The 25888-nt window shown below is 52.1% G+C and carries 18 protein-coding genes; 15 read left to right on the top strand and 3 right to left on the bottom strand.

Features of this window, described 5'->3' with window-relative positions; translation table 11 throughout:
- Window positions 1–252: 252 nt before the first annotated feature.
- From CFLAV_RS16335 to CFLAV_RS16315, 5 genes are all read left to right on the top strand, one after another.
- Window positions 253–3153, top strand: coding sequence for a PAS domain S-box protein (locus CFLAV_RS16335; protein ID WP_160164597.1), 2901 nt, complete (start codon window positions 253–255; stop codon window positions 3151–3153).
- Entirely contained in the window at window positions 3131–3763 is a 633-nt protein-coding gene (locus CFLAV_RS16330; RefSeq protein WP_007415880.1) for a response regulator transcription factor, read from the top strand. The genes CFLAV_RS16335 and CFLAV_RS16330 overlap by 23 nt, the downstream gene beginning before the upstream one ends.
- Before the next feature lie 118 nt (window positions 3764–3881).
- A complete protein-coding gene (locus CFLAV_RS16325) occupies window positions 3882–5531 on the top strand; it encodes a putative manganese-dependent inorganic diphosphatase (RefSeq protein WP_007415879.1) in 1650 nt (549 codons plus the stop codon).
- Window positions 5532–5776: 245 nt separating this feature from the next.
- Window positions 5777–7639, top strand: a complete 1863-nt coding sequence (locus CFLAV_RS16320; protein ID WP_007415877.1) for an ABC transporter ATP-binding protein — start codon at window positions 5777–5779, stop codon at window positions 7637–7639.
- Window positions 7636–9522: an ABC transporter ATP-binding protein gene (locus tag CFLAV_RS16315; protein ID WP_007415876.1), complete on the top strand. Its 1887-nt coding sequence runs from the start codon at window positions 7636–7638 to the stop codon at window positions 9520–9522. The genes CFLAV_RS16320 and CFLAV_RS16315 overlap by 4 nt, the downstream gene beginning before the upstream one ends.
- Here the strand turns inward: CFLAV_RS16315 and CFLAV_RS16310 are convergent.
- On the bottom strand, window positions 9513–11132 hold the full coding sequence (locus tag CFLAV_RS16310; protein ID WP_007415875.1) for a ribulokinase: 1620 nt from the start codon (window positions 11130–11132) through the stop codon (window positions 9513–9515). The two genes, CFLAV_RS16315 and CFLAV_RS16310, sit on opposite strands and share 10 nt — an antisense overlap.
- A gap of 240 nt (window positions 11133–11372) precedes the next feature.
- Between CFLAV_RS16310 and CFLAV_RS16305 the strand changes: the two genes are divergently transcribed.
- The gene (locus CFLAV_RS16305) at window positions 11373–12254 is read left to right on the top strand and encodes a prepilin-type N-terminal cleavage/methylation domain-containing protein (protein WP_007415874.1); all 882 of its coding nucleotides are present in this window, start codon (window positions 11373–11375) and stop codon (window positions 12252–12254) included.
- A 138-nt stretch (window positions 12255–12392) separates the two neighbouring features.
- On the opposite strand, the gene CFLAV_RS16300 is transcribed toward CFLAV_RS16305, so the two are convergent.
- Entirely contained in the window at window positions 12393–13190 is a 798-nt protein-coding gene (locus CFLAV_RS16300) for a histidinol-phosphatase HisJ family protein (protein ID WP_007415873.1), read from the bottom strand.
- A gap of 582 nt (window positions 13191–13772) precedes the next feature.
- Between CFLAV_RS16300 and CFLAV_RS16290 the strand changes: the two genes are divergently transcribed.
- The 4 genes from CFLAV_RS16290 (at window position 13773) to CFLAV_RS16275 (ending at window position 19655) form a co-directional block, all read left to right on the top strand.
- The gene (locus tag CFLAV_RS16290; RefSeq protein ID WP_040549096.1) at window positions 13773–14873 is read left to right on the top strand and encodes a response regulator transcription factor; all 1101 of its coding nucleotides are present in this window, start codon (window positions 13773–13775) and stop codon (window positions 14871–14873) included.
- A gap of 53 nt (window positions 14874–14926) precedes the next feature.
- Complete coding sequence (locus CFLAV_RS16285) at window positions 14927–16168, top strand: acyltransferase family protein (protein WP_007415871.1); 1242 nt, start codon at window positions 14927–14929, stop codon at window positions 16166–16168.
- A 390-nt stretch (window positions 16169–16558) separates the two neighbouring features.
- Entirely contained in the window at window positions 16559–17914 is a 1356-nt protein-coding gene (locus CFLAV_RS16280) for an MFS transporter (protein ID WP_007415870.1), read from the top strand.
- A 124-nt stretch (window positions 17915–18038) separates the two neighbouring features.
- A complete protein-coding gene (locus CFLAV_RS16275) occupies window positions 18039–19655 on the top strand; it encodes a hypothetical protein (protein WP_007415869.1) in 1617 nt (538 codons plus the stop codon).
- A gap of 208 nt (window positions 19656–19863) precedes the next feature.
- Here CFLAV_RS16275 and CFLAV_RS16270 read toward each other — a convergent pair whose 3' ends face one another.
- Window positions 19864–20775, bottom strand: a complete 912-nt coding sequence (locus CFLAV_RS16270) for a LysR family transcriptional regulator (RefSeq protein WP_040549127.1) — start codon at window positions 20773–20775, stop codon at window positions 19864–19866.
- Window positions 20776–20890: 115 nt separating this feature from the next.
- On the opposite strand from CFLAV_RS16270, the gene CFLAV_RS16265 reads away from it, so the two are divergent.
- Genes CFLAV_RS16265 through CFLAV_RS16245 form a run of 5 tightly spaced genes read left to right on the top strand, consistent with a single transcriptional unit; the run spans window position 20891 to window position 25868 of the window.
- Window positions 20891–21997: a CmpA/NrtA family ABC transporter substrate-binding protein gene (locus CFLAV_RS16265; protein ID WP_007415867.1), complete on the top strand. Its 1107-nt coding sequence runs from the start codon at window positions 20891–20893 to the stop codon at window positions 21995–21997.
- A complete protein-coding gene (locus CFLAV_RS16260) occupies window positions 21957–23246 on the top strand; it encodes a CmpA/NrtA family ABC transporter substrate-binding protein (RefSeq protein ID WP_007415866.1) in 1290 nt (429 codons plus the stop codon). The genes CFLAV_RS16265 and CFLAV_RS16260 overlap by 41 nt, the downstream gene beginning before the upstream one ends.
- A gap of 9 nt (window positions 23247–23255) precedes the next feature.
- Window positions 23256–24041 carry a nitrate ABC transporter permease gene (gene ntrB, locus CFLAV_RS16255; protein ID WP_007415865.1) on the top strand — a complete coding sequence of 262 codons (786 nt, stop codon included), beginning with the start codon at window positions 23256–23258 and terminating at the stop codon, window positions 24039–24041.
- A 7-nt stretch (window positions 24042–24048) separates the two neighbouring features.
- Window positions 24049–24963, top strand: a complete 915-nt coding sequence (locus CFLAV_RS16250; protein ID WP_007415864.1) for an ABC transporter ATP-binding protein — start codon at window positions 24049–24051, stop codon at window positions 24961–24963.
- Complete coding sequence (locus CFLAV_RS16245) at window positions 24960–25868, top strand: ABC transporter ATP-binding protein (protein ID WP_007415863.1); 909 nt, start codon at window positions 24960–24962, stop codon at window positions 25866–25868. The genes CFLAV_RS16250 and CFLAV_RS16245 overlap by 4 nt, the downstream gene beginning before the upstream one ends.
- The last annotated feature ends 20 nt before the right edge of the window (window positions 25869–25888 follow it).

The following is a 25888-nucleotide window of genomic DNA, read 5'->3' as shown; positions in this document are numbered from 1 at the left end:
TCTAATACAATCAACGCAGGGTACTCTGCAACGGAATTAAGCCACCAGCCATCGCAGTTACATGAAATCAACTTAGCGCTCTAACTCGACCTGCCGGCATGTTGCCAGAATCACGCAAGTAATTACCAGCTGTGAGCCGAACCCATCGTGGCTATCTCCCTCTCAGCAAACGAAAAATGATTTACTCATTCCCGTGCATCAGCCATGCTTAACTGCTTTATTGGTCTGAAAACCCATGCAGGCTGGGAGAGCATGACGCATGATCTCCCATTCGTCTGGCTTCCTTGGGAACTGGTCCGAAATGATTTAATGACACCCGTGTATTTGCTTGCGATTCAGATGAATGACCCGGTTTCCTGGTTGCTTCCGGCAGCGTGCGGGGTTATTGGGGCTATCATCGGGGCGCTCGCGATGAAGCGCCCGAGCCGGAAGGTAACCCAACCCGTAAGGGAAGCCCGCATTCAGCAGTTGAATCAGGAACTTGAAGGCCGGGTTAACGAGCGGACATCCGCCCTGTCGAATGCCAACAACCAGCTCACAAACGAAATCACGGAGCATCGAAAAACCGAAGCCCTGCTCCGACAGAGCGAAGAACAAGCCCGTATTCTGGTGGATAACGCCCCTGAGGCCATCGTCGTATTGGACTTTGATAATGGGTTGTTTGTCGCTGTAAATGAAAATGCCTGTCGATTATTTGGATATCCACGGGAAGCCTTGATGAAATTGGGGCTGGCTCCACTCTGTCCCATTGTTCAGGCAGATGGCAGATTTTCGGACGAAGCTGCGCGAGAGAAAATAGCAGCTGCTTTGGCGGGAGAAACGCCGGTTTTTGAATGGATTCACAAAAACTCGGTTGGAAATTTAATTCCTTGCGAAGTTCGATTGGTCCGGCTTCCTGCAGAAGGGCGGAACCTGGTCCGCGGCAGTGTCACCGACAATACCGAACGTCGTAGGAAGGAGAGGATTCAAAAGGCAATTTACCAGATTTCCGAGTCCATCCACACAGCCAATGACCTGGACAGTCTCTATAGACAGATTCATGGCACGATCAAGGAGTTGATGCCGGCGGACAACTTTTTCCTCTCGCTCCACGATGCTGCCACCGACATGCATCATTTCGTTTACCACGTGGATGAAGTCGATAAACGACCACCACCTCGAAAATTAAAATACGGGATGTCCGCCTACGTTCTCCAGACCGGCAAACCTTTGTTGGCAGACCGGAACGCAATGTTGCAACGACAGATTAAAGGCAGTCCGCCGCCCGGCCCGATCGAACCTGGTAATTGGTACGTGGAATCGGGAACCCCGTCCGCCATCTGGCTCGGCGTACCGTTGGTGGTACGTGGAAAAGCTCTCGGCGTAATGGTCGTGCAGGATTACCATGACGAAAAAGCCTACGGCGAAGAGGAGAAGAGAATTCTGGCCTTCGTGGCGGAACAAACCGCCCTCGCCATTGAGCGCAAACAGGCGGAACAGGCATTGCGCATTCGCAGCGAACAAGTGTTGCGGCATCGCAACATGCTTTTGGAACTCGCCAAACTCGACAAATCCGAATTTGAACTGGCACTGGAGAAAATTTGTGGCCTGGCCGCTTTAGCCTTCAATGTGGCACGCGTCAGCTACTGGTCTTTGTGCGAAGGCAATACCGCCATTATTTGTGAGGTGCTTTACCTCAACGCCCGCAAGGGCGTGGAGGTTTCTTTCAAAGGTATGAGGTTGGACCAAACCTCCTGCCCGGACTATTTCAAGGCATTGGGAGCAAAGGAGACGATTGTTGCCAACCAGGTCCTGACCCATCCAGCTACCGCCGCTCTCGGTGAAAGTTATCTAAAACCCCTGGGTATCAGCTCGATGTTGGATGCACCAGTTTGGGTGCATGGATGCGTCGTCGGAGTTCTCTGCCATGAGCACATCGGCCCGGGCCGCGAGTGGACGGCTGAGGAAATCGATTTTTCGGCCTCAGTTGCAACCATGATTTCATTGGCCATCGAAGCAGCCCAGAGAGCACGGTCTGAAAGATCGTTGCGGGAATCGGAGGAGAAGCACCGCGCACTCTTTAGAGCAACCAGCCAGGGCGTACTCTTGCATGATGAAAATATCATCTTCGAGGTGAATTCGGCCGCCATGCGCATGTTGGGACGGGGAAATGAAGAGGATTTGCTGGGAAAAAGTCCATGGGATATCTCCGCCCCCATACAGGCCAATGGCGAACCCGCAGAATCTCTGGCCCGCAAGCACATCCGCACGGCCTTGGAAAAAGGCAGCGCGCGGTTCGAATGGCTGGCGCGGCGCCCCGAGGGCAAGGATTTTCCGGCTGAAATCTTCCTTACTCCAATCCCCTTGCATGGTCGCACGGTCATACAGGCTGTTATCAACGATATTACGGAACGCAAGCAGGCCGAGACCGAACTATTGAAAGCGCTCGCGCGGGAAAAGGAATTGGGCGTCTTAAAGAGCAGTTTCGTATCGCTGGTATCACACGAGTTCCGCACCCCGCTCGGCATCATCATGTCTTCGGCAGAAATTCTCCATTCCTACCTCGACCAACTCGAAACCATCCATCGCCAGGAGCATCTGGAATCGATCGCAAAAAACGCGAAAAGAATGGCTGGAATGATGGAAGAAGTCCTGCTTTTTGGACAGGTGGAGGCAGGGAAAATGGAGCTTCATCCTGCACCATTAAGCCTTTCAAGCTTTTGTCGCCGCCTGAAGGATGAGATATTATCCGCCACGGATGGACAATGCCCCATTGTGCTGACCATGGAAGCCTTTCCAACCGATATTTTTGCTGATGAACGGGTTTTGCGTCATATTTTCACGAACCTCCTGCTCAACGCAGTGAAGTATTCGCGCGCTGGCAGTCCAGTACATTTCATGGTCGCTCAGGAAGGCAAAGATGCGGTTTTCCAAGTACGCGATCAAGGCATTGGAATTCCCGAGGCAGACCAGCAATGGCTTTTCAAAGCCTTCCACCGCGGCAGTAATGCCGCAAACCTGCCAGGAACGGGATTGGGATTGGTCATTGTGAAACGCTCAGTGGAACTGCATAATGGCAGGATTAAGGTAGAAAGTGTGGTCGACCAAGGCACAGCAATTACCGTAAGGTTGCCACTTTTCAATGAAGCCAATGAAAAAAATACTCGTCATTGAGGATGAACCAGAGATGCGCCGGAATCTCCTGACCATTCTTAGGCTGGAAAAATTTGAACCCAGCGGCGCCCAGAACGGACGCCTGGGAATCGAACTGGCCAAAAAGGAAAAGCCTGACCTGATCCTTTGTGATGTAATGATGCCCGAGCTGGATGGCTACGGCGTGCTCAAGGCTCTGCGGGAGGATAAATCCACCGCCTCCATACCATTTATTTTTCTCACGGCCAAAGGCGAAAAAATCGATCAACGCAATGGCATGAACCGGGGTGCGGACGACTATCTCACAAAACCGGTGGCGAAAGCCGATCTTCTCGGCGCCATCTCAGCCCGGCTTAGTCGTCGTGAAGAACAAATCCAGCGCGAGTTTAAGCCTAACTTCGACTCCTCTGAACCATTGCTTGCCCTTGGCCTGGCGCCTCGGGAAGCTGAAGTGCTTCTGTGGGTAACTCAAGGGAAATCAAACGGCGACATCGCTTCCATTCTTGGCATCTCCGAATGGACGGTCAAAAAACACCTGCTCCATATCTTCGAAAAACTCGGAGTCGAATCCCGCAACGCAGCCACTCTGCGTGCCTTGGAAATACTGAGTTCGTCCTCGGCGGATAAATAATTGCCGGCCGTCGCATCCATGAACCCGGTTTTACCGGCGCGGCCCCATTCAAATATTTGGTATATAGGGATTTCCCAGACTTGATTGAAGTCCGATTTGAGGGGATACATATCGCGACATGCAGACAATTGTGATTGGACACAAAAACCCGGACATGGATTCCATCTGTGCCGCGGTGGGGTATGCGCGCCTGAAGCAACTTCTCGGCGTGCCGAACGTGATTGCCGCGCGGGCCGGCAATACCAATGCCCGAATTGACTATGTGCTGGGACGATTTCATGTCCAGCCCCCCGTTTTTTTGAGTGATGTTTCCCCTCGGGTGGCGGACGTAATGCAGCGCGATGCCATCTCTGTAACCGCCGATTCAGCGGTTTATGATGCCATCCAGTTGATCGCCGAAAAGCAATTGCGCGGCTTGCCGGTCATCGACGGGAACAAACGGTGCCTTGGGCTGCTTTCGGCCTTCAAGTTGAGCCATTATCTCTTTCCTTCGCGCGAAGAAGCTTCAGCGGCGCGCATCATTAACGCTTCACTGGCCAGTATCGTAAAAACGTTCGGAGGCGATGTCATCGCCGGAGAAGCCTCCAATGAAGCCAGCGAGACGCTGTTCATGGTAGGCGCCATGGATCTTTATACTTTCTCCCAGAGAATGTTGCGCCAGAAGGATAAGAAAATCGTGCTTTTCGTCGGCGACCGTGAGCATATCCAGACGGCGGCAATCGTGTCGAAGGTGCGCGCCATAGTCGTTACGGGTGGTTTGGCCGTCGAGGAACGGGTATTGGAGGCGGCCAAGGGCAGCGGCGTTACCATCGTCAGCTCGCCTTACGATACTGCCACCACCGTGCTCCTGGCACGCGGTGCTGTGCGCGCGGACCACCTCCTGGAACCGTTCACCAGTTTCAGCCCTGAAACATCTTTGGAATTGGCGCGGGAACGGGCTGCCAATTCCGCCTCCTTCATTTTCCCCATCGTGGATGAGAATGGTCAGTTATTGGGTGTTCTATCCAAAAGTGATTTCCTAAAACCCCCCGGCACCAGGCTCATACTGGTGGACCATAACGAGTTATCGCAGGCCGTTCAAGGAGCCGACAAGGTGCCCATCACCGAAATTTTGGACCATCATCGTATCGGAGGTTTCGCCAGCGATTCACCCATTCACTTCTGGAATAATCCCGTGGGCTCCACCAGCACGATTGTAGCCCTCTGCTACCAACAAATGGGCGTACCCATTCCTTCGGATGTCGCGGGCCTGTTGATGGCAGGTTTGATTTCGGACACGTTGAACCTGACTTCTCCGACGGCTACCCCAGTGGATACACGCGTGCTCGATCACCTTTCAAAGATCGCCAACGCAGATCCCGCTGAGTTGGCAGAGCGCATTTTCTCTGTCGGCTCCCCCCTGCTCACCTTGAATCCCGATCAGGTGATCACTGCCGATTGCAAGGAATACGAAGAACACGGCAAGCGTTTCACGGTTTCCCAAATTGAAGAGCTTAATTTCTCCCACCTGGCCGAGAAGCAAGCCTCCCTTCTGGAGGCATTAAACCGTCATTGTGAAGGTCGCGGGCTGTTTTTTGCGGCACTGCTGGTTACCGACATCAACACCCAGAATTCACTCCTATTGGTTTCGGGATCAACGGCGTTCCAGCAACGGATCACCTTCCCTTCGCATGGGCCTCATATCTGGGAGTTGGATGGCATCGTTTCCAGGAAGAAGCAACTCCTGCCTTATCTGCTGCAATGCATGATTGGCGTTGGAGCAGGTTGATCATGGCAGGAAGGTTTAATGGCTGGCAATAACCGGGTCTTTAGAAGCAATCCGATTCTTCTTCAAATCAGATGCGTGTTGCCCGTGCTATTGGTCACGCCCTGTCAGTCCTCGATTTGCGGAAAAACGGTTCTTCTCCAAAGGGAGCGAGAAAAATTGTTTCTCCCCTTGCCGCGCGGTAATAATCGGAGAATGCTAAAAGGCTTATTGTAAGAACATCCAAAATCGGATGCGTATTTGAGAAGATGTCTGACACACCAAGTCTTCACACAGATGAAAGTCGTTATTCGACTGCTAAACTGCTTCGGCGTCTGCTGGCGCTGGCATGGCAGTTTCGCGTCGATTGCCTGCTTTCGCTGGCCTTGAGCATCATACTGTTGTTGCTCGGACTGGTCGGTCTTCAGTTGCTCGGAACCGCCATTGATGTTATCCGGCACGCCCTCGATCCAACCGCAGTTCCGCCAGCCTATCCGTTCGGCTGGAAGCCGCCGGCAAACTGGTCCCCCTTGCATGTGGTAACCGCGCTTTCTCTTGCCATCGTCGCACAGGCGGTCTTGCGATCGGTTTTAACCTACAGCTATAACATGACCACCGTCCGGCTGACACAAGGCAAAATTGTTCCCGAACTGCGTGGCAAACTTTATTCCAAAATTCAAAGGTTAAGCTTTCGCTTTTTTGAAGTTCACGGCTCCAGTTCCATTTTTAATCGCCTGACGGGTGACGTTCAGAACACCCGCTTATTCGTGGATGGAGTCATCCTGCAAGGACTAAACATGCTGATCACGCTGGCAGCCTACTTTCTGTACATGTGGAAAATCCAGGCCTCGCTGACCTTGGCCTGTCTTTCAGTGACCATACCACTCGCACTGGTCACGCATTATTATTCGAACCGCCTGCGTCCGGGGTACCAAAAGAATCGTGATTTATACGACGGTCTGGTCGAGGTCTTTTCACAAAGTGTTCTGGGAATACAAACGGTGAAAGGTTTTGCGGCAGAATCTGACCGGATTAAAAAATTCGAAACAGGCAATCGAGCCGTTGCTTCGCAGCAACAAAAAATATTTTGGGATTTATCCGTCTTTACCCCCATCACCCACTTCCTGTCTCAATTAAGCCTGGTCATCCTGTTCGCTTATGGTGGCTGGCTTTATGTGCAGGGAAGAATTCCATTGGGTGGCGGACTGGTGGTATTCGCAGGTTTGTTGCAACAATTCACTGGGCAGGTGGCCAACCTTTCAACCATCGCCAACTCAGTGCAACAAAGCCTCACGGCCTCCAAACGGGTCTTTGAGGTGCTGGATACTCCAATTGAAGTGGAAAATAATTCCAACCCTGTAAAACCCTCGCGACTCAAGGGCAATCTGGTATTCGACGGTGTTACCTTTGGCTATGTGCCGCAGACACCAGTGTTGAAGAACCTCTCGTTCACTGCGCAATCAGGTCAGGTGATTGGCATCTTTGGCATGACGGGCGCTGGAAAAACTTCACTGCTTGGCCTGATCCCTCGTTTTTATGATCCACAGCAAGGGCGCATTCTTATTGATGGAATGGATCTTCGCGATCTTGATTTGGATGAATATCGCCGCCAGATTGGCATCGTTTACCAGGAGAGTTTTCTTTTTTCGAACACCGTCGCCGCGAACATCGCCTTTGGAAGCCCCTATGCCACCCAGGATCAAATCGAACAGGCTGCCAGGGCGGCATCGGCCCACGACTTCATCATGGCGTTGCCGAAAGGATATAACACCGTCTTGGGAGAATCCGGCGCCGACCTGTCAGGTGGTCAACGTCAACGCCTCGCCCTCGCGCGCGCTTTGTTGTTACAGCCTCCCATTTTGATCCTGGACGACCCAACCGCATCGGTAGACGCCAAAACGGAGCATGAAATTGTCTCCGCACTCCGTCACGCGATGGAGGGACGCACCGCTTTCGTTGTCGCCAATAGGCTCAGCTTGTTACGCCGCGCTGATAGGATACTGGTGCTGGAGGAAGGCCGGTTGGTTCAGGAAGGCACCCATGATCAACTTGCTCATATTCATGGTCCCTACCAGGATGCAGCAGTGCTTCAACTCATGGATTTGGCCAGGGAAGAAAGGAGTGCAGCATGAGTGCATCCCCGCAATCTTCATCCCAATCCTCCAGGGAGTCGCTTGAGACTGCCGGCACGGCACATCAGAATCCCCGGGAAGCAATTACGTATTATAATCCAGTCGAAGACCGCGAATCGGATCGCGCTCCTCTCAGTCTTCACCTGATTCGCCGCATTTTTACATACACGAAGCCGCATGCCGCCAAACGCAATTGGCTCTTTTTCTGCACTCTCTTTCGCGGTATCCAGCTTCCCCTGCTCGCCTGGATGATTGGTGCAACGATCAACGGGCCGATTGCCGGCCGTGATCAGCATGGAATTGTTTTGTATTCCGCTGTTTTTCTCGCACTCGTTCTCCTGACCGCGTTCACGTTTCACTTCCGTCAAAGGCTTGCATTGGAATTGGGTGAAGCCGTGGTTTACGACATGCGTTCTGCTTTGTTCCATAAACTAATGGGCATGCCGATGTCCTTTTTCAATCGCACCAAATTCGGCCGCATCATCAGTCGAATGACGTCGGACATTGATAACGTGCGCATTGGCGTGCAGGACGTGGTGTTTGCCTCGATAGTGCAAGGCATTCAAATGCTGGGCTCCGCCGTATTGATGGCGTATTACAACTGGAAGCTCTTCGCAATCATGCTTCTGCTCGCTCCCATAATCTGGGTGGTGAACCAGCGTTATCGGGAGGAGGTCAGTTATCGATTGCGCAAGGTGCAGGAAAGTTGGAGCCGTTTGTCATCAACCATCGCGGAGTCTGTCAGTGGCATCCGCGTAACGCAGGCCTTCGTGCGACAGGAAATTAATTCCGGCTTCTTTCGCAAACTGGTCGGCTCTCTCGCAGAGAATAACGTCGGTGCTGCCCGTGCCACGGCAGTGTTTATTCCCTTGCTGCAGATGAAGAGTCAGTTGTTTTTGGGTGCGATGGCTTGGCTTGGCGGTTATGGGGCGCTTCGCTGGCAAGGGTGGATGCATATGGAAGTCGGCGATTTGGTGATGTTTTTCTTTCTGGCAAATCTTTTCTTCGAACCGATCCAGGTTATCGGAAATCAATATAATCAAGCCCTTACCTCCATGGCGGGTGCCGAGCGCTTTTTTAGGTTGATGGATCTCCAACCCGAATGGCAGGACGCACCTGCCGCAAAGCCTTTGCCCAATATTCTTGGAAAGGTTGAATTCCAACAGGTTGACTTTGAATACGAAAAGGGTCGCAAAGTTCTGGAAGAGATTTCATTCACCGTTGAACCCGGCCAAACCGTTGCCCTGGTTGGACACACCGGCAGCGGAAAATCCACCATTGCCGGGTTGTTGCAAAAATTTTATCTGCCTTCGCGCGGCCGGGTGCTCGTCGACGGTCATGATTTAATGGACGTAACGAGTCATTCCTTGCATTCACAAATGGGAAGCGTGCAGCAGAACAACTACCTTTTTACCGGTTCCGTGATGGACAATATTCGGTTGGGTCGCCCCACTGCCACCGAGAGCGAAGTGCGGGCAGCTTTGCAGGCGCTGGATTGCGTGGATATGATTGAAGCGCTCCCGCAAGGCCTGGCCACGCCGGTCGGTGATAAGAGCGCATCGCTTTCGCTGGGCCAACGCCAGTTGGTCTGCTTCGCCCGGGCGTTCCTCGCTGACCCGCGTATTCTCGTGTTGGATGAAGCGACCAGCGCCATCGACACCGTCACGGAGGCGAGACTTCAGAGGGCGTTGGAAGTTCTCCTGCGCGGGCGAACCTCATTCGTCGTGGCCCATCGTCTCAGCACGATCCGCAATGCCGACCAGGTGCTGGTGTTGGGCGCGGGCCGCATTGTCGAACGCGGCAATCACAATTCCCTGCTGGCTGCTAACGGCGTATATGCACGTCTGTATAAGGAATTCCTTGGCTTGTCAGCTCATCCCTGACTCAGTTGTTGCAGCATATTCGCTAGCTGACGATAACGTGGATAGATGTTGCTATAGGATTTTACCTGTCCTGGCCGGGGTTTGATCGTAGAGGTGGCCCGTCGAATCCGCGGCGGAGCCGCCATGGTGCGGATGGCTTCCTCCACATCTGAAAAGCCCGTTACTGCTTTCCCTGCCGCCAAAGCGCCGAGAATCGCAGCTCCCAGTGCTGGTCCCTGCTTGGAAGGAGGAACTGAAATGGATTCACCAAGAACGTCGGCATAAATTTGCACCAACAAAGGATTGTGATGTGGCAACCCGCCAGTTGCGACAAAGCGGTTCACCGACACTCCGTGTTCGCGAAGCAACTCAACAATCCACCTTACCCCAAAGGCTGAAGCTTCCAAAAGCGCGCGGTAAAGATGAGCGGGAGTATGCCGCAATGTGAGTCCGGCAAATGCTCCCGACAGCGTGCCATCCATCAGCGGTGTGCGACAACCGTTAAACCAATCCATGCAAATCACGCCTTCGGAACCCGCGGGAATTTTGGCCGCCATCCTGGTCAGGGCTGAGAAGTCGCTTTGTCCGAGGGTGCGTCGCAGCCAGTCAAAAGCATCTCCGACCGCAGCCTGCCCTGTTTCGTAACCAACCATGCCCGGCAGAATGCCTTCCTCCACAATGCCTGCCACTCCGGGCACCGCCTGAAAACGATCGCTGTTAAGCATGTGACAACTGCTGGTTCCCATCACCATCACCAACGTTCCCGGTTCGGATGCGCCCGCACCAGGCACTCCGGCATGTGCATCAATGATGGCTGCACTAACAGGCGTGCCAGGCCGCAAGCCAAATTTCGTTGCCATGCTGGCAGACAATCCACCAGCTAACTCGCCTGGTGCTAAAAAACGACCCGGCAATTTGTCCTGAACTATCGTCGCCATCTTGGGATGCATGGCACGGAAAAATTCAGAAGCAGGATATCCATGCTGGCGATTCCACATGGCTTTGTAGCCGGCCTGGCAGGTCGATCTTGCCAACTCCTTCGCGGAACCGCCCACTAATTGCCAGACAAACCAGTCTCCTGCTTCCAACCAAACATCGGCAGCAGCATAAACCTTGGGAGCAACTTCAAGTGTCTCAAGAACTTTTGGAAAAAACCATTCAAGGCCGATGGTGCCACCATAATGGGCAAGCCATGGCTCCTTGCGCTCGTGTGCCAGTGCATTAATGGCATCCGCCTGGGTCCTGGCTCCATGATGTTTCCATAGCTTCGGCCAGGCCATCGGTTCCGCAGCAAATTGCTTCAATAAACACAACGGTGTTCCATCGCTTTTCGTTGGAAGCATCGTGCAACTGGTGAAATCAACCCCGATGCCAATAATTTCACTCGGAACGCATTTTGCAGAAAGCAAAGCCTGTCTAATCGCGCGTGCGGCACTGTCGATCCAATCCCGGGGATGCTGGAGCGCAAAATCTGGCAGCAAGTTCTTCTTGGACCCGGGAAGCTTTTGTGTGATTTGCCCATGGCGATAGCCAACCACGGAGGAGCCGCGCTCATGACCTTTTAAATCCACGAGCAACGCACGCACCGACTCGGTGCCAAAATCCAATCCCAGAGAAATCAAATCCTTCATGTGGCGATTGATTCCTCTTACTCGGAAAGACGTCTGAGGAAAAGAATATTATGAACGTTTGTCACACCAAGTATGAAAGTCAGAACAACTCGCCTGTAAAATGGGTGTTTAAGTATATCCGTCCCGCCGATCATAAGGTGCTTCTTTCACAGCCAATGTCCTGCTCAACCAGCTCCTGTCATCACTTTTCATGACATGTCATCGGTTCTGGAGGTGATAAAGTAATACCAATCCACACTTGTGAAAACCGTAAACAAACGTCGGTCGCGCCTGGCCCCACCCCACTACGAAACCCGGGCGTTTACACTGATTGAGTTGCTGGTGGTCATTGCCATCATCGCCATTCTGGCAGGCTTGCTTCTGCCTGTCCTGGGCAAGGCAAAAATGAAGGGCCAGGGTATATCCTGCATGAACAACAACCGGCAGATCATGCTCGCGTGGCGCATGTACGCGGACGATAATAATGACGTCCTGGCCCCGAATGATTACCCTTATACCACACCTTTTAATACCACCTTGCGCAGTTGGGTCGTCGGCAGCATGGACGTCCTCCCCGACGCTACGAATACCGCAATCCTGGTAAATCCCCAATACTCAATGCTGGCCAGCTATAATGCGAACGCCGCCACTTACAAATGTTCAGCCGATCAAAGCATGATGAAGAACGCACCGCGAGCACGCAGCATGTCCATGAACTCCTCTGTAGGCACGCGTTGGAACACAAGTCCTCGTGGAACCGCCATCGGCGGTGGCTGGCTGCCTGGATCATATAATGATGCCCAAACCACTTGGCGCACTTACGGCAAGTTTAGCGATATCACCGCACCCAGCCCGAGCGATCTTTGGGTGCTCATGGATGAACATCCCGACAGCATCAACGATCCGCTCATGGCTGTGGAATGCGGCCTGATAAATGCCGCCGCAATGATTGTTGATTACCCGGCCAGTTACCATAACGGCGCCTGCGGCATTGCCTTCGCCGAAGGACACGCGGAAATTCACAGGTGGAAGGATGGCCGCACAACCCCTCCGGTGACACACGTCCCGCTTCCGCTTGGTGTTTCATCGGCCAACAATCCCGACGTGACCTGGCTTCAGCAGCACACGTCTGCCCCGCGTTAGCAGGATTTAACTCAAGGCTAAATTATTTCAGCATACTGCGAATTGCGAATACACCCCGTCTGAGCATCTCCCCCTAAAAGGTAAAAAGATTCCTCCATTCTTTGATGAATGTGATGCGACACGCGAGCGGTCGTTGCCTCACAATTTGACAGACTCCGACTTTCTTTGAGTGAAGCGGCGCCAGTGCGTATAGCCAACACTGCGGGCAAGTTCCATAGCCTTGGAGAAATCCATACCCACTTCATCTGGGGCATGGGCATCGGAACCAAAGGTGATGGCAACATTGCGCTCTTTGGCCATCCGGACGATTTGTTTGCTTGGGTATATTTCCTTGCAGTCCTTTCGCAGCCCTGCCGTGTTTAATTCGATTGCGATTTCCTTGCGGGCAACGGTGGTCAGGAAGCGGTCGAAAAGCGGGGTGCAATCGCGCTCGGGATAGATGCGAAATTTTTTGGGCAGGTCTGCATGGCCAACGATGTCAAACAGGCCCGAGTCCGCCGCCATGGTCAACCGTTCGAAGTAGGCCGTCCAGACCTCGTAAGGATCGCGGTTTTTCCATTGGGAGAGTTTGCTGGGATTATCGATGTCCCAGGAATCCGAAACATAATGCACCGAGCCAATCAGGTAGTCCCACGGATGAAGGCTTGTAAGTTTGCGAATCCAATCCTCATGACCGGGCAGATAATCCACTTCCAAAGAGAGCTTGATGGTGAGTTGTGGAAACGCCTTTTGCGCTTTGCGCACGTTCTCCACATATTGATCCAGCTGATCAAAGCGCATGCGCCAGTTGTCAAAGTCATCCCGGAGCATCGGGGAGTGATCGGAAAAGCCGATTTCCGTCAGTCCAATCGCAACAGCGTGAGCAGCGTAATCAATCGGCTCACCCGCTGCGTGGCGGCAGAGCGCAGTGTGCATGTGGTAATCGGCAGTCGACATGATAAATATTATTCTATTTTAAAGCAGCAGGATGGAGCAAAGTGCCTTACGGGCGGTCGATTGCAATTTAAAGCGTACATCCCACTGAAGTTACTAAAACTTCGCACAAACTCGAATTCTTTTTTTCACAAATCCACGTTTAATATTCGATCAGTTCATTTATTTCCGGCACCAATTGCCGTTAAACGGCAACTTTCCAGACTGAAACTCTGTCGAACAGCCAGCGTTTCCTCAATCATTAAATAGTGTCAGGCGCGACCAGGACCATGAAGCGCTGTCGCGGACAGAATGAGCTTGGCAGGGAAATTTCAAGCATCTATGTTGCGCGAAACAACAATGTCCAAGCTGCGTCCAAGCACTTTTTCCGAAGAGGCCTCTTTAATACAAAAGGCAGAAGCACCTGTGGGATCCGGGCGCATTTGGCATGGGCAGATTTTCAAAAACACCTTCACCCGGAACGGGCGACGGATAAAGCTGAAACACTGGTCAGTCAAAATTCAGCACCAGCGCAGGCGCCGGACATTTTCATTACTTCCGAGCTCCCGTGCCCAGGCCTTGAAGGAGGCTCAGGAGATTCATAGGATGATTTTGGAACACGGCTGGGAAACAGCGATCCATTTTCATCAACTCAGGAAACTGGCCCGCTCGAAACAACCTCCCACCGGGGACATTCTGGAGCAACCTATGTCCAAGGCTTCCCAGGCCTATTGGCAGCAGCGGCTCATCGAGTGCAAATACACGGAAGCAAAACTCACTCCGGGCAGGGAGTGGACCGTTCGTATCGAACACGGAGGAAACTACCATTATTTTCCCCTTGGGACTGACGATAGGGCAGCAGCTGCCATTCAAGCACTCAAAATCTATCTGGCAGTCGTGGAAAAAGGCTGGAAAGCCGCGTGCCAGCAATTCTCCCGGGAGATAACTTTGGCGATTTTTTGGGCAGTCAGTCCGGTTGCAGTGACATACACAACTATTTACTCCATATTGGAAAAGACTAAACAGGCGGACACACCAGCACCTGCCCGCAGCGCCAGGAAGAAAGGCTGGCGTGTGGCTATTGTGGAGCCGGACGGGGGACTTAAGGAAGCCCTTGTGTTCTGGCTGAACAGGCAGCCCGGCTTTGAATGCAATGAAATTTGGATCAGCGCCGAGGAAGCGCTAAGCCGTCTGGAACATCGACATCCGGATATGATTCTCGTGAACCGGCTTCAGCCCGGCATGCGGGCGATGGAGTTGGTGGACAAATTAAAGGCACGCTTTCCGCAGCTTCCAGTTTTCACCTACGGCATTTATGAGGACAGTGACCAGATTTTCATTCGGGTCAGCGGGGTCAGGACCGGTTATATATTTAAGCGGCGCACACCAGGTGAATTGCTTGAACCAATTCTTGGAGCATTTAAGCACGGCGCGCTTGATTCGAAGGAAGTCTTCACTCAGATAAAGAATTATTTTCAGAGCTTTTTTGGCGGTGAATCGTCGGAGAAGGAAAATCTGGCCATGGCAAATCTTACCGACCGCGAACTTAAGGTTTTGAATTGCGTGAGCAAAGGATATCTGGATAAGGAAATCGCTCACGAACTGGGGATCAGTCTCTGGACAGTACATAATCATCTTAAGAACACCTACGAAAAGTTGAATGTACATACTCGAACGGAAGCAGCGTTGAAATACCTGCAAAAATAGCCCTTCAAGAAATTGTGCTCGCAATTGCTGAACCTTTGTCTTAATTGATTTGCATGAACCCTGAGGAAGCCCAGGCAACTTTGGCGTCCCCCACCCAAGAATCGCGGCCAGCACGGACAGTCCCTGAAAAAGCTACGCGGCTCATTTCGCTTGATGCCTACCGCGGATTTGTGATGCTGCTGATGGCCTCAGAGGGTTTCAATATGTGGCGTATGGCCGAGCAGAATCCGAACAGTTCCTTTTGGCAGTTTCTGAAATACCAGACGGAACATGTGGATTGGCGCGGATGCGCTTTGTGGGACTTGATCCAACCTTCATTTATGTTCATGGTGGGAGTGGCGATGCCATTTTCCTTGGCCAGCCGCAGAGCCAAAGGACAAAGTTTCAACACCATGCTTGGTCACACACTTTGGCGATCAATCGCGTTGGTTTTCATTGGGATCTTTTTGCGCTCAGTCGGCAGGCATCAGACCTATTTCACCTTTGAGGATGTGCTCACACAGATTGGACTTGGTTATACCTTCCTCTTTTTGCTGGCTTGGACGAAACTCCGGGTGCAATTCACTGCGGCCATGCTAATCCTTGTGGGCTATTGGGCAGCATTTGCTCTTTATCCGCTGCCTGTGAACGATTTTGATTATCAAAAAGTGGGTATACCAGCAAATTGGCATCATCTCACCGGGTTCGCCGCACACTGGGACAAGAACACAAATTTGGCCGCTGCCGTGGATCAATGGTTCCTGAATCTCTTTCCACGAGAACACCCGTTCGTATTTAATGGTGGTGGATATCTGACTCTCAGTTTTGTGCCCTCGCTGGCCACAATGATTTTCGGCTTGTTAGCCGGTCAGTTTATGCGGGAGCAATCGACTCAGAGTTCAAAAGTGCGCCTGCTGGTTGGAGCAGGAATTGCCTGTCTGGCTTTGGGAGCAGTGCTTGATATGACTGGCATCTGCCCGTCAGTAAAGCGCATCTGGACGCCTTCATGGGTAATCTTCAGCACCGGCTGGACCTGCATCCTGCTGGCAACTTTTTACGGGATTATTGACTGGCAGGGGTACAAACGTTGGGCATTCCCGCTGATAGTGGTTGGCATGAACTCAATTGCAATGTACGTCATGGCTCACTTGTGGGATAAATTTATTAAGACCACTTTCAAAGTTCATTTTGGCGAAGGCGTCTTTAATATCCTGGGCACCGCGTGTGCTCCAATAACCGAGATGGCCTTAACACTGCTCGTGCTTTGGCTGATGTGTTTTTGGATGTATCGAAGAAAAACATTCCTCAAGATTTAAGCAAACCAGACCATCAACAATCAATCAATCGCGGTTGGCACATGAAGCAGTTTGGCTCTCTTCCTCCAGATTCAATTTCGCCCAATCGTTACATTCCGAAAATAGAAAATGCTAGCGCAACTGACTTTGCATCTTATAGCATGTCAGCCCATGGACTTGATGCGAACATCCTGGCACGCTGAGGAACCTGATTCATCCCTTGCCATTCGCTTCATCAGTTTCGCAATTCCCGCAGCTATCAACATGAACTCCCTGTGATTCATGGCCATCAAAACCCGGCTGCAATTTGTCTTGAAGCAAAAGCTTACGCCTAAATGCAGGCGTAAGTGAACCGGTCTTCAAGCTCTGGCAGGCTTGTGGGCCGTTTGAAGCGCAATGCCCAATTGAGCTATGCAAAACGGACCGAAGCTGGTTGGTAACAATTGGAAATACGAGCGTTGGCGTTGGCAGGTCTTCGCCATCACCTGGCTGGCCTATGTCGGGTTTTATCAAACGCGCAAGGCCTTCGCGGTAGCCAAAATCGACATGGGCAAGACTGCCGGCCTTGGGTTGACAGAGCTGCAGATGTCGTGGATCGATGGCGCCTCGCTGCTGACCTACGCTGTTGGACAATTTTTCTGGGGAATTTGCGGGGACCGCTACGGCACACGCAAGGTCATCCTGGTCGGCATGATCGGTTCAGTGCTGGCTGCAGTGGCCATGGGCTCATCCTCAGTTGCCGCGATGCTGATACTTTTCTCCGCCCTCCAAGGCCTCTGTCAGTCCACCGGTTGGGCTCCCTTGGTCAAGAATATCGGAGCCTTCTTCTCACAACGTGAACGTGGCACAATCATGGGCTTGTGGTGTACCAATTACGCAATCGGTGGATTGATCGCGTCCTACCTCGCCGGAAAGTTTGGTGAAATGTTTGGCTGGCGTTTTGCTTTCTGGGTGCCCGCTTTGGCGTTGGTTGTGGTCTGCATCCTGTTTGTGCTATTACAACGTAACCGTCCGGAAGATATCGGCTTGCCGCCCATTGAAGTGTATCACGGAGAAAAGGAAGCGGTTGTTGGAGTCAGCGAAACTGCCGCCGAAGAGCAGGAAGGCTCCTGGAGGATTGTCATCGAAGTATTGAAAAGCCCCATGGTGCTACTCTTAGCTACGGTCTATTTTTTCATGAAGCCCACTCGCTACGCCATCCTTCTCTGGGCACCCAAGTATTTGAACAGCCAACTCGGTACGGGCATGGCTAAATCTGGTGCCCTCGGTGCCTTATTTGAACTCGCTGGTCCAGTGGGCGTACTGCTTGCCGGCGTCGTTTCCGATAAGCTGCTGGGCGCGCGACGCACCCCCGTTTGTGTCGTATGTCTTATCGCTGGTGGCATATTACTTTTCTTTATTGATAAACTGCCTCACACGCAATTGATGCTGGGGGGATGCCTGTTCCTTCTCGGATTCCTGTTATTTCCACCAGATGCGCTGGTCAGTGGTACCGCCGCAATAGATTTTGGCACCAAAAAAGGCGCTTCCACTGCTGCCGGGTTGATCAATGGTTGCGGCTCCATCGGAGCAATTGTGGGCGGCACGATTCCAGGAGTATTTCATGAACGTTGGGGTTGGAACGGAGTCTTCGTGTCGCTCTCCGTCACTCTCGTGATTGCGGGGGTGCTTCTATTACCCAAATGGAATGCGCTCCCCAAAACCAGCCCGCCTGCTTCTCCTCAAGTTCCCAAAGAACCCCGCTCGGCATTGCCTGTGACTACATAGGCCAATCGGTATTGGTCCCAAAGGCAAACTTCTTAATTATCTTGAGCAGGCGCATCTTCCCTCATTACCATCCAATGCATAAGAAGCGGGCCTTATCAAGGCCAGGAAATCTGAAGTGCAAAATATGTTGCGAAAAGCGGAATGGGGTGTTGCGCTCCTTGTCACGGCGCTGGTCGTATATCTGCATTTTGTTTTTTTTCAGCATGCTGGCGGGCTTTGGCGTGATGAAGTTGGCACAATCAGGCTGGCTGCCAGGCCCGATCTACCCGATGTCTGGGCTTATCTACTCTACGATTCATTCCCTGCCTTCTGGGTGATAGTCACGCGGGCCTGGCTGTGGCTGGGTTTGGGCAGTGACAACGGATTGCGCCTCCTGGGGCTTTTAGTCGGACTGTCCGTTTTGGGAGCGCTTTGGTTCAACGCGCGCCGTTTGAAGATCTCCTTCCCGTTCTTTTCTCTCCTCCTGCTCGGTTTCAGCCCCACCATCATTCTCTGGGGGGACTCCATGCGGGCCTGGGGTTGGGGAACATTTTGGATTTTGATGACTTTTGGCCTGATCTGGCGGGTCGTTGAGTCTCCCTCCCGGTTGAATTTTCTTGGTGCCACCATGGCAGCCATTGGCAGCGTCCATACTACTTATTACAATTGGGTTTTGTTGTTCGCACTTTGTGCCGCCGGCTCCGTGGTGGCGCTGCGCCATGGGCAATGGAAGCGGAGTGTGCTGGTGCTGGGCATCGGCCTGGTGGCCGTTGTTTCCGTGATACCATATCTCATCGGCATTCACCATATCGCAGGCCATTATCTCATCGCGCAAATCCCTTTTGACTTCGAAAGGTTTGTCACCAAAATTACGGAGGCCGTTACGGATGGGCGACCGGCTTCCGGGTATATCTGGGCACTCCTACTCATGGCGGCGCTGGCCATGGCAGTTTTCTGCCAATTCCGCCCCTCCGTTCTGAAGATAACAGCCGGGCAAAACGATCTGCTCTTGTTTTCAATCACTGCCTTTGCCATCGGCATTGTGGGATACTTCCTCTTTCTAAGGAACCTAAAATTTGGCACACAATCCTGGTATTACTCCTCGCTGATGGCAGTGACGGCGTTGGCCATCGATGCCGTCCTTTCCGTTCTGGGTAATTGGGAAAGAGGCCGGAAGCTCCGCCTGGTTTTTGTGGTTGTTGTCCTCGGCTTGATGGCGCCGCCGGTGTGGAACACCGTGCGCATGCGGATGACCAATATGGATTTGATTGCCAAAAGGCTGAGTGAATCCGTGAACAAGGGGGATTTGATCGTGGTTAATCCCTGGTATTGCGGCATCAGTTTTCAATACTACTACTCCGGCGAGGCGCCATGGACAACACTTCCGGAACTCCAGGACCATAAGTTTCATTGTTATGACACTGTCGTTCAAATCATGATGAAACCGGATCAAATGGAGGCCATCGGCAGCGTGCTCGATAAAATCACAGAAACTTTGAAATCGGGTAATCGGGTTTTCCTGGTGGGCGGCCTTACTTATCCACCGCCCAATCAAAAACCTCCGAGTTTGCCAGCAGCGCCAAACGGGCCTGCGGGATGGTCGAGCACTCCTTATCAGAAACTTTGGTCATTGGAAGCGGGCTATTTCGTTCAGTCTCATGTCCAGCAATACAAAGATTTCATAGTGGCACCGGAAGAGGGAACGGTGAATCCTGCCGAGTACATGCCGCTGACAGTGGTGCAAGGATGGCGGGACAAGTAAGGTTCGCGATTCAAACAAAGATGCTTGCGAGCACGGCAAAGTCCGGGCAACACATTTATTATGCCTGCTAGCGAAAATTTAAAGAAGGTAAGGCAAGTTGTTCTTAAGAAAGCCTTAACGCTGAAAAATTAAAGCCCTGCATTATTGTATGCCATACCACATCAAGAGCATTGAGATTTGCCGTCAGTTCGCCAGGTTTGCCTAATCATCAGTGCCTCGATAATCCCTCGGTTGCAGAACGACAAAGGCCCACAAATGTCTCTTCGGCCAGGCTTAATCTGTGTCGGCGCCAATGAAAAACTCCCCAGTTTCGTTTGAGCTTCTTCTTGCCCAACGGCAAAGCGACCAGGGAGCCTTCCTCAATTTCCCTGGGCGCAATCCACGGGGCAAGAATGCCGACTCCAAGCCCTAGTTTTACCAACTCCTTGATTGCCTCCATGCTTCCCAATTCTATCACCGTATTCAGCACCATCCCTTCATGACGAAAGTACTTTTCGACCATGCGAAATGTCTGGCTCTTCTTGTTGTAGAGCACATAACTCTGTTTCGGAATCTCCGAACGGCTGATTGATTTTGCCGCGGCCCAGGGATGCAATGGACTCACCAAAAAAAGCAACTCGTCGGTAAAGAGTGGATGAAATGCAAATTGTTCCTCCTTTTCAGGCTCCAATGCCAGCGCAACGTCAATCCGGTTGTTGCGCAATGCCTCCTCGCATTCGAGCGCATCTCCCGGCTCTATGCTGATGGCATACTGCGGAAAACTTTCCTTAAATTCCCGCAACACAGCTGGCAGGATATATTGGCAGGCGGTGGCGCTGGTGCCGATGCGTAATCGTCCTTTGCCCCACTTCCCCAATTGTTCCAGGGATGCACGCGTAATCGACATCTCCTGCATTATTTTTTCCGCGTGATGCAACAACTGTTCTCCCGCCTGCGTAAGCAAAACCTTTTTGCCCATCCTGTCCAAAAGGCGACACCCCACATCGGTTTCCAATGCCTTCATGGAATGGCTTACTGCGGACTGTGAGAGATTCAATTCTTTTGCAGCCAATGTGAAACTCGCCGTTTTTGCCAGCATTACGAATGCTCTGAGTTGTCTGGTATCAAGTGGATTGTTCATCAATGAATAATTTTCATTCCAATCATCAAAACAATGCACAGCATTCATCGCGCCAGATTTCAGATTTGGCATATCAAAAGCTCTGCTCTTTTTAGTTGGCAGTCAGTATGGTTGCATGAGCAGAAACATTCATACAGGTCGTTCGCTGGAAAATCCGCAGAGTTTGCAGGTCGGCTTCGTACCTTTGACGGATTGTGCACCGCTCGCCATTGCCAGGGAGTTGGGCCTGTTCTCCAAATACAATTTGGAAGTGCACTTAAGGCGCGAATTGGGCTGGGCCACCATTCGCGACAAGATAATTCACGGTGAATTGGACGCCGCCCACGCCCTCGCCGGAATGCCGTTTGCCGCAACCTTGGGCCTCGGTTCCGTAGCCTGTGAATGTGTCACTGGTCTGGTATTGGGATTGAACGGCAACGCCATCACCTTATCTCGTGAACTTTGGGAAAACGGCGTACGTGACGCAAAGAGCTTGCGTGAAGTCATGACCCGTCTGCGCGGCAGGAAGGTATTCACCTTTGGCATTCCCTTCCCTTTCTCCAGTCATAATTTTCTGTTACGCCATTGGTTGAGTTCCAGTGGCATCGACCCGCAAAAGGATGTTCAGATTGTGGTCGTCCCCCCACCGCAGATGTTCGCCAACCTGAAAGCAGGCAATCTGGATGGCTATTGTGTTGGTGAACCCTGGAACTCAATCGCCGTGCAAAACCGGATCGGCTGGTGCGCTGACACCAGTGTTGGACTGGCTCCGAATCATCCCGAAAAAGTTTTGATGGTCCGCAGCCGCTTTGCCGCGGATCGCGCCACTGAACACCTTGCACTTATTGCATCTTTAATCGAAGCGTGCACCTACTGTGACCAGCCTGAAAATGCAGATCACGTAATCAACGTCCTCTCGCGCCCTGAATATCTCAACATTCCTGCCGCTTCGTTGCGCAGAAGCATCACCGGTCCTTTTGATTTCGGCCATGGTAGGACGGAGAAGGTGCCTGGCTTCCAAATTTTTCATCGCGACGGCGCCAACGAACCTTCCGCCGAAAAGGCCGGCTGGGTTTTGAAGACGATGCATCAAACCGGTGTTATCCCCAACCGTTCACTCATTCCATCCGCCAGCATCCCCAAGGTGTTTCGGTCGGATATTTATCAAAAGGCCAGGAACCTGATCACCAGTGTCACCAACCATGAAGACAAATCCAAAGCAGAAAACCACACCATCGCCTAGACTCAGTCGCCGTAATTTCGTCGGCCAGACCATTCGCGGACTTGGTGCTGTTGCATTGTTGGGTGGTTTGCCTCGTGGTTGGGTGGGGAGCGTCTATGCAGATGATGCACCCGAATTGAAGTCAATGAAGTTCGGCATCATAGCACTGACTGATTGCTCGCCAATTGTCATCGCCCATGAAAAAGGCCTTTTTAAAAAATACGGAATCGACTCGGTTGTTTCCAAGGGAGCGAATTGGGCCGCCATTCGAGATTCCCTTTCCACCGGCGATATTCAAGCCACCCACATGCTGACGGGAATGCCCATCGCCTCCTCGATGGGTCTCCTGGGTTCGCCGAAAAAGCCAATGATCATTCCGTGGATTATGAATCGGAACGGCCAGGCCATCACCCTGAAACAGGAATGGAAAGGAAAGGTTTCCGATGATCCGAAGGCTCTTTTGCCATTCGTGGAAAAAGCCAAAAAACTGGGCGAACCCCTTTCGTTTGCCATGACCTTTCCCCCCGGAACTCACGCGATGTGGATGCGTTATTATCTGGCTGCTGGCGGAATTAATCCAGACAAGGATGTCGCCCTCATCACCGTGCCACCCCCTCAAATGGTGGCAAACATGAAAATCGGCAAGATGGATGGTTTCTGCGTAGGCGAACCGTGGAATGCACGCGCAGTGGCAGATAAGATAGGGTTCACTTCCATTCTCACACAAGACATCTGGAAGGATCATCCGGAAAAGGTCTGCGCCTTTGCCGCAGAATTCGCTGATAAAAACCCGCGCGCTGTCAAAGCGGTGCTTAAGGCTCTTCACGAGGCCAGTGTATGGTTGGACAAGCTTGAAAACCGCCCGGAACAATGTGAAATCGTCAGCAAGCCCACCTATATCAACTGCAACAAGGAAATCATTCTGGGCAGATTGGTTGGAGATGTAGACTACGGCGATGGTCGTAAAAAGAAGGACGCTAATTACATGATCTACAGCAGCCGCAACTGCAATTACCCGCAACCAAAATACGCAGTCTGGTGGCTCACTCAGTTCCGTCGCTGGGGAATGGTCAGCGGCGCGCCGGATTATGAGGGCGTCGCGAAACAGGTAATGCGCCATGACATCTACGAGGAAGCCATGAAGGAAATCGGCTATGCCCATGGTGGACTGAACACTGACAAGGAAACTCTTTTCGATGGCGTAACTTTCGACCCGGCCAAACCCGAGGAATACGCCAAAGGCTTTTCGGTTTGCAATCTCAAGGGATGACATCTGCCTATGAAAACATTCAAACTTGATTGGTTGATCCTGCCTCTGATCGGCGCGGCTTGCGTCATCGCGATCTGGGCCATCTCGAGTGCCACCTGGGCGAAGGAATTGCCATCACCGCTTAAAACCTGGCAGAGCAGCAAGCCTTACATCATGGAGCCGTTTGCCAAACGCGGCGAAATGGACCAGGGAATTCTTCGTTTCACCTGGTATTCGCTGGTGCTCGTTGCCAAAGGCTATGTGCTCGCATTGGCCCTCGGCACTCCGATCGGATTCTGCCTCGGCTTATCCAAAACCTTTACCAAAATCTTCGATCCAATCATTCAAGTTTTGCGCCCGGTTTCTCCATTGGCATGGTTGCCATTGGGATTGATTCTGTTCTTAAGCTTCGGCAAACAGGCCTCAGAACTCGGAGCATTGTTTACCATTGCCATATGCGCGATGTGGCCCACGGTGATGAACACGGCGGTTGGAGTGCGTGCAATTCCTCAGGATTATCTCAATGTGGCCAGGGTTTTGAAACTCTCCCGAAGCAAGACCCTGTTTAAGGTGCTGATTCCAGCCACGTTGCCATACATGTTCACCGGTTTCCGTTTGAGTCTGGGAATCGCATGGCTTGTCATTGTCGCTGCTGAAATGCTGACTGGCCGACCCGGTGTGGGTGGCTTTCTTTGGCAGGAGTACAACGCTCTCATCTATGAGCACATCATTTTGTGCATCATTGTCATCGGCCTGGTCGGCTTCGTGTTGGACCGCCTGATGAGCTTGGCGGAAAAACGTTTCAAAACCGCCTGAGATTCCCATGGCTTTCCTCGAACTTAAAAATGTCAGTAAGGGATACGGAGCGACAGGTCAGCGGACCGAGGTGTTGCGTGACATAAATCTCACCATGGAAAAAGGCGAGTTTGTTGCAATTGTAGGCTACTCCGGTGCTGGCAAATCAACACTCATTTCCATGATCGCAGGTTTAATCCGGCCGGATGCCGGGAACATCACCTTGAACGATCTTGAAATTACAGAACCGGGTCCTGACCGCGGCATTGTTTTTCAGAATTATTCACTCCTGCCCTGGCTGACGGTTTACGAAAATATTCACCTCGCCGTGGACCAGGTATTTCCCAACTGGGCACCCGCCAGGAAGCAGCAGCACGTGGAGAAATATGTTGCCATGGTGAATCTCACTCCCGCTCGTGATAAGCGACCGAGTGAACTTTCGGGTGGAATGCGCCAGCGTGTCTCCGTCGCCCGCGCGCTGGCGATGGACCCTCAAATTCTTTTGCTCGATGAACCGTTGGGTGCCCTCGATGCATTGACGCGTTCCACTCTGCAGGATGAGATTTCACGCATCTGGTCAGATGATAGGAAAACGGTGGTACTAATCACCAATGATGTGGACGAGGGCATTTACCTCGCGGATCGCATCATACCTCTCAGTGCCGCCCCTAACGCAACCCTCGGAAAGTCCGTGAAGATTGATCTTCCACGACCCCGAGATCGAAAAGCAATGAACCACGACGCGCGGTTTAAAGCGATACGCAAGGAAGTGATCGATTATCTCCTGGGACCAGGAGCTTCCAAACGGGCTGCCATTAGCAAAAAACTGGTTTTGCCAGATATCGAACCCGAAGATTTGACTCGTGGCCGGCAGAGGTTCAGCGGACGCAAGCCGATTCGCCGTAGTGAGATTAAAACTGAGACCATTAAAATCGATTCATGAGTACCTACTTGGAGATTTTCAAGCTAACGAAGGTCTATTCCACTCCGAAGGGGCCAGCGACCATCGTAAAGGACTTTGATCTCAGGATTAAAAAAGGCGAATTCATCTCCTTGATAGGACATTCCGGTTGCGGAAAATCAACCGTACTCTCAATGGTTGCCGGGCTGAACGACATCACCTCCGGTGGAATCATTTTGGCTGGCAAGGAACTTACCGGCCCAGGTCCCGATCGCGGCATTGTTTTTCAATCTCCCTGTCTGCTGCCCTGGTTAACAGCCTTTGAAAACGTAATGCTGGGGGTTGACCAGGTCTTTTATACCGCGAACAAGGATGAGCGCCGCCAAATCGCCGAATACTATCTGAGCGTGGTCGGACTTGCTGATGCTATGCACAAGAAACCGGCCCAGCTTTCCCAAGGCATGCGCCAGCGGGTTGGCATCGCCCGCGCCTTTGCACTTTCACCCAGGATGCTTCTGCTGGATGAACCCTTTGGCATGCTTGATTCGCTTACCCGCATGGAACTGCAACAGGTCTTGATTGAACTCTGGAGGAAGGACAAAAAGACCGCCATGATGGTAACCCACGATGTCGATGAGGCCCTATTTCTCTCCGACCGAATCGTCATGATGACCAACGGGCCGGAAGCCGAAGTGGGCGATATTCTCGAAGTAACATTTCCACGTCCACGTGAGCGCAAGGCGGTTCTTGAACATCCCGATTATTATCGGCTGCGAGAACACCTGATTACTTTCCTCGAAGAGCATGCCCACAAAGGACAAAGGCCTGTGAGACATTCGTCCTTACCTGTCATCAAACATAACTCCTCTTCGGATCAGCCTCTCTCAACAGGTCCCAACAATCAAAAGGCCGACCGCATTTCAGAAGCCGCTGTAATCAAGAATTAAATCAGATCCGTTGTAAGCCT

This window comes from Pedosphaera parvula Ellin514 (assembly GCF_000172555.1).
In the GTDB taxonomy this organism is placed as follows: Bacteria; Verrucomicrobiota; Verrucomicrobiia; order Limisphaerales; family Pedosphaeraceae; genus Pedosphaera.
Note: the sequence above shows the minus strand (reverse complement) of the source record. Positions and strands in the feature narration are given on the sequence as shown.

Coding starts and splice junctions, on each gene's coding strand:
- CFLAV_RS16275 (WP_007415869.1), top strand. CDS start 18,039: ATGTTGCGAAAAGCGGAATGGGGTGTTGCGCTCCTTGTCACGGCGCTG.
- CFLAV_RS16285 (WP_007415871.1), top strand. CDS start 14,927: ATGAACCCTGAGGAAGCCCAGGCAACTTTGGCGTCCCCCACCCAAGAA.
- CFLAV_RS16245 (WP_007415863.1), top strand. CDS start 24,960: ATGAGTACCTACTTGGAGATTTTCAAGCTAACGAAGGTCTATTCCACT.
- CFLAV_RS16315 (WP_007415876.1), top strand. CDS start 7,636: ATGAGTGCATCCCCGCAATCTTCATCCCAATCCTCCAGGGAGTCGCTT.
- ntrB (WP_007415865.1), top strand. CDS start 23,256: ATGAAAACATTCAAACTTGATTGGTTGATCCTGCCTCTGATCGGCGCG.
- CFLAV_RS16280 (WP_007415870.1), top strand. CDS start 16,559: ATGCAAAACGGACCGAAGCTGGTTGGTAACAATTGGAAATACGAGCGT.
- CFLAV_RS16330 (WP_007415880.1), top strand. CDS start 3,131: ATGAAAAAAATACTCGTCATTGAGGATGAACCAGAGATGCGCCGGAAT.
- CFLAV_RS16265 (WP_007415867.1), top strand. CDS start 20,891: ATGAGCAGAAACATTCATACAGGTCGTTCGCTGGAAAATCCGCAGAGT.
- CFLAV_RS16300 (WP_007415873.1), bottom strand. CDS start 13,190: ATGTCGACTGCCGATTACCACATGCACACTGCGCTCTGCCGCCACGCA.
- CFLAV_RS16320 (WP_007415877.1), top strand. CDS start 5,777: ATGTCTGACACACCAAGTCTTCACACAGATGAAAGTCGTTATTCGACT.
- CFLAV_RS16270 (WP_040549127.1), bottom strand. CDS start 20,775: ATGAACAATCCACTTGATACCAGACAACTCAGAGCATTCGTAATGCTG.
- CFLAV_RS16290 (WP_040549096.1), top strand. CDS start 13,773: ATGATTTTGGAACACGGCTGGGAAACAGCGATCCATTTTCATCAACTC.
- CFLAV_RS16310 (WP_007415875.1), bottom strand. CDS start 11,132: ATGAAGGATTTGATTTCTCTGGGATTGGATTTTGGCACCGAGTCGGTG.
- CFLAV_RS16260 (WP_007415866.1), top strand. CDS start 21,957: ATGAAGACAAATCCAAAGCAGAAAACCACACCATCGCCTAGACTCAGT.
- CFLAV_RS16250 (WP_007415864.1), top strand. CDS start 24,049: ATGGCTTTCCTCGAACTTAAAAATGTCAGTAAGGGATACGGAGCGACA.
- CFLAV_RS16335 (WP_160164597.1), top strand. CDS start 253: ATGACGCATGATCTCCCATTCGTCTGGCTTCCTTGGGAACTGGTCCGA.
- CFLAV_RS16325 (WP_007415879.1), top strand. CDS start 3,882: ATGCAGACAATTGTGATTGGACACAAAAACCCGGACATGGATTCCATC.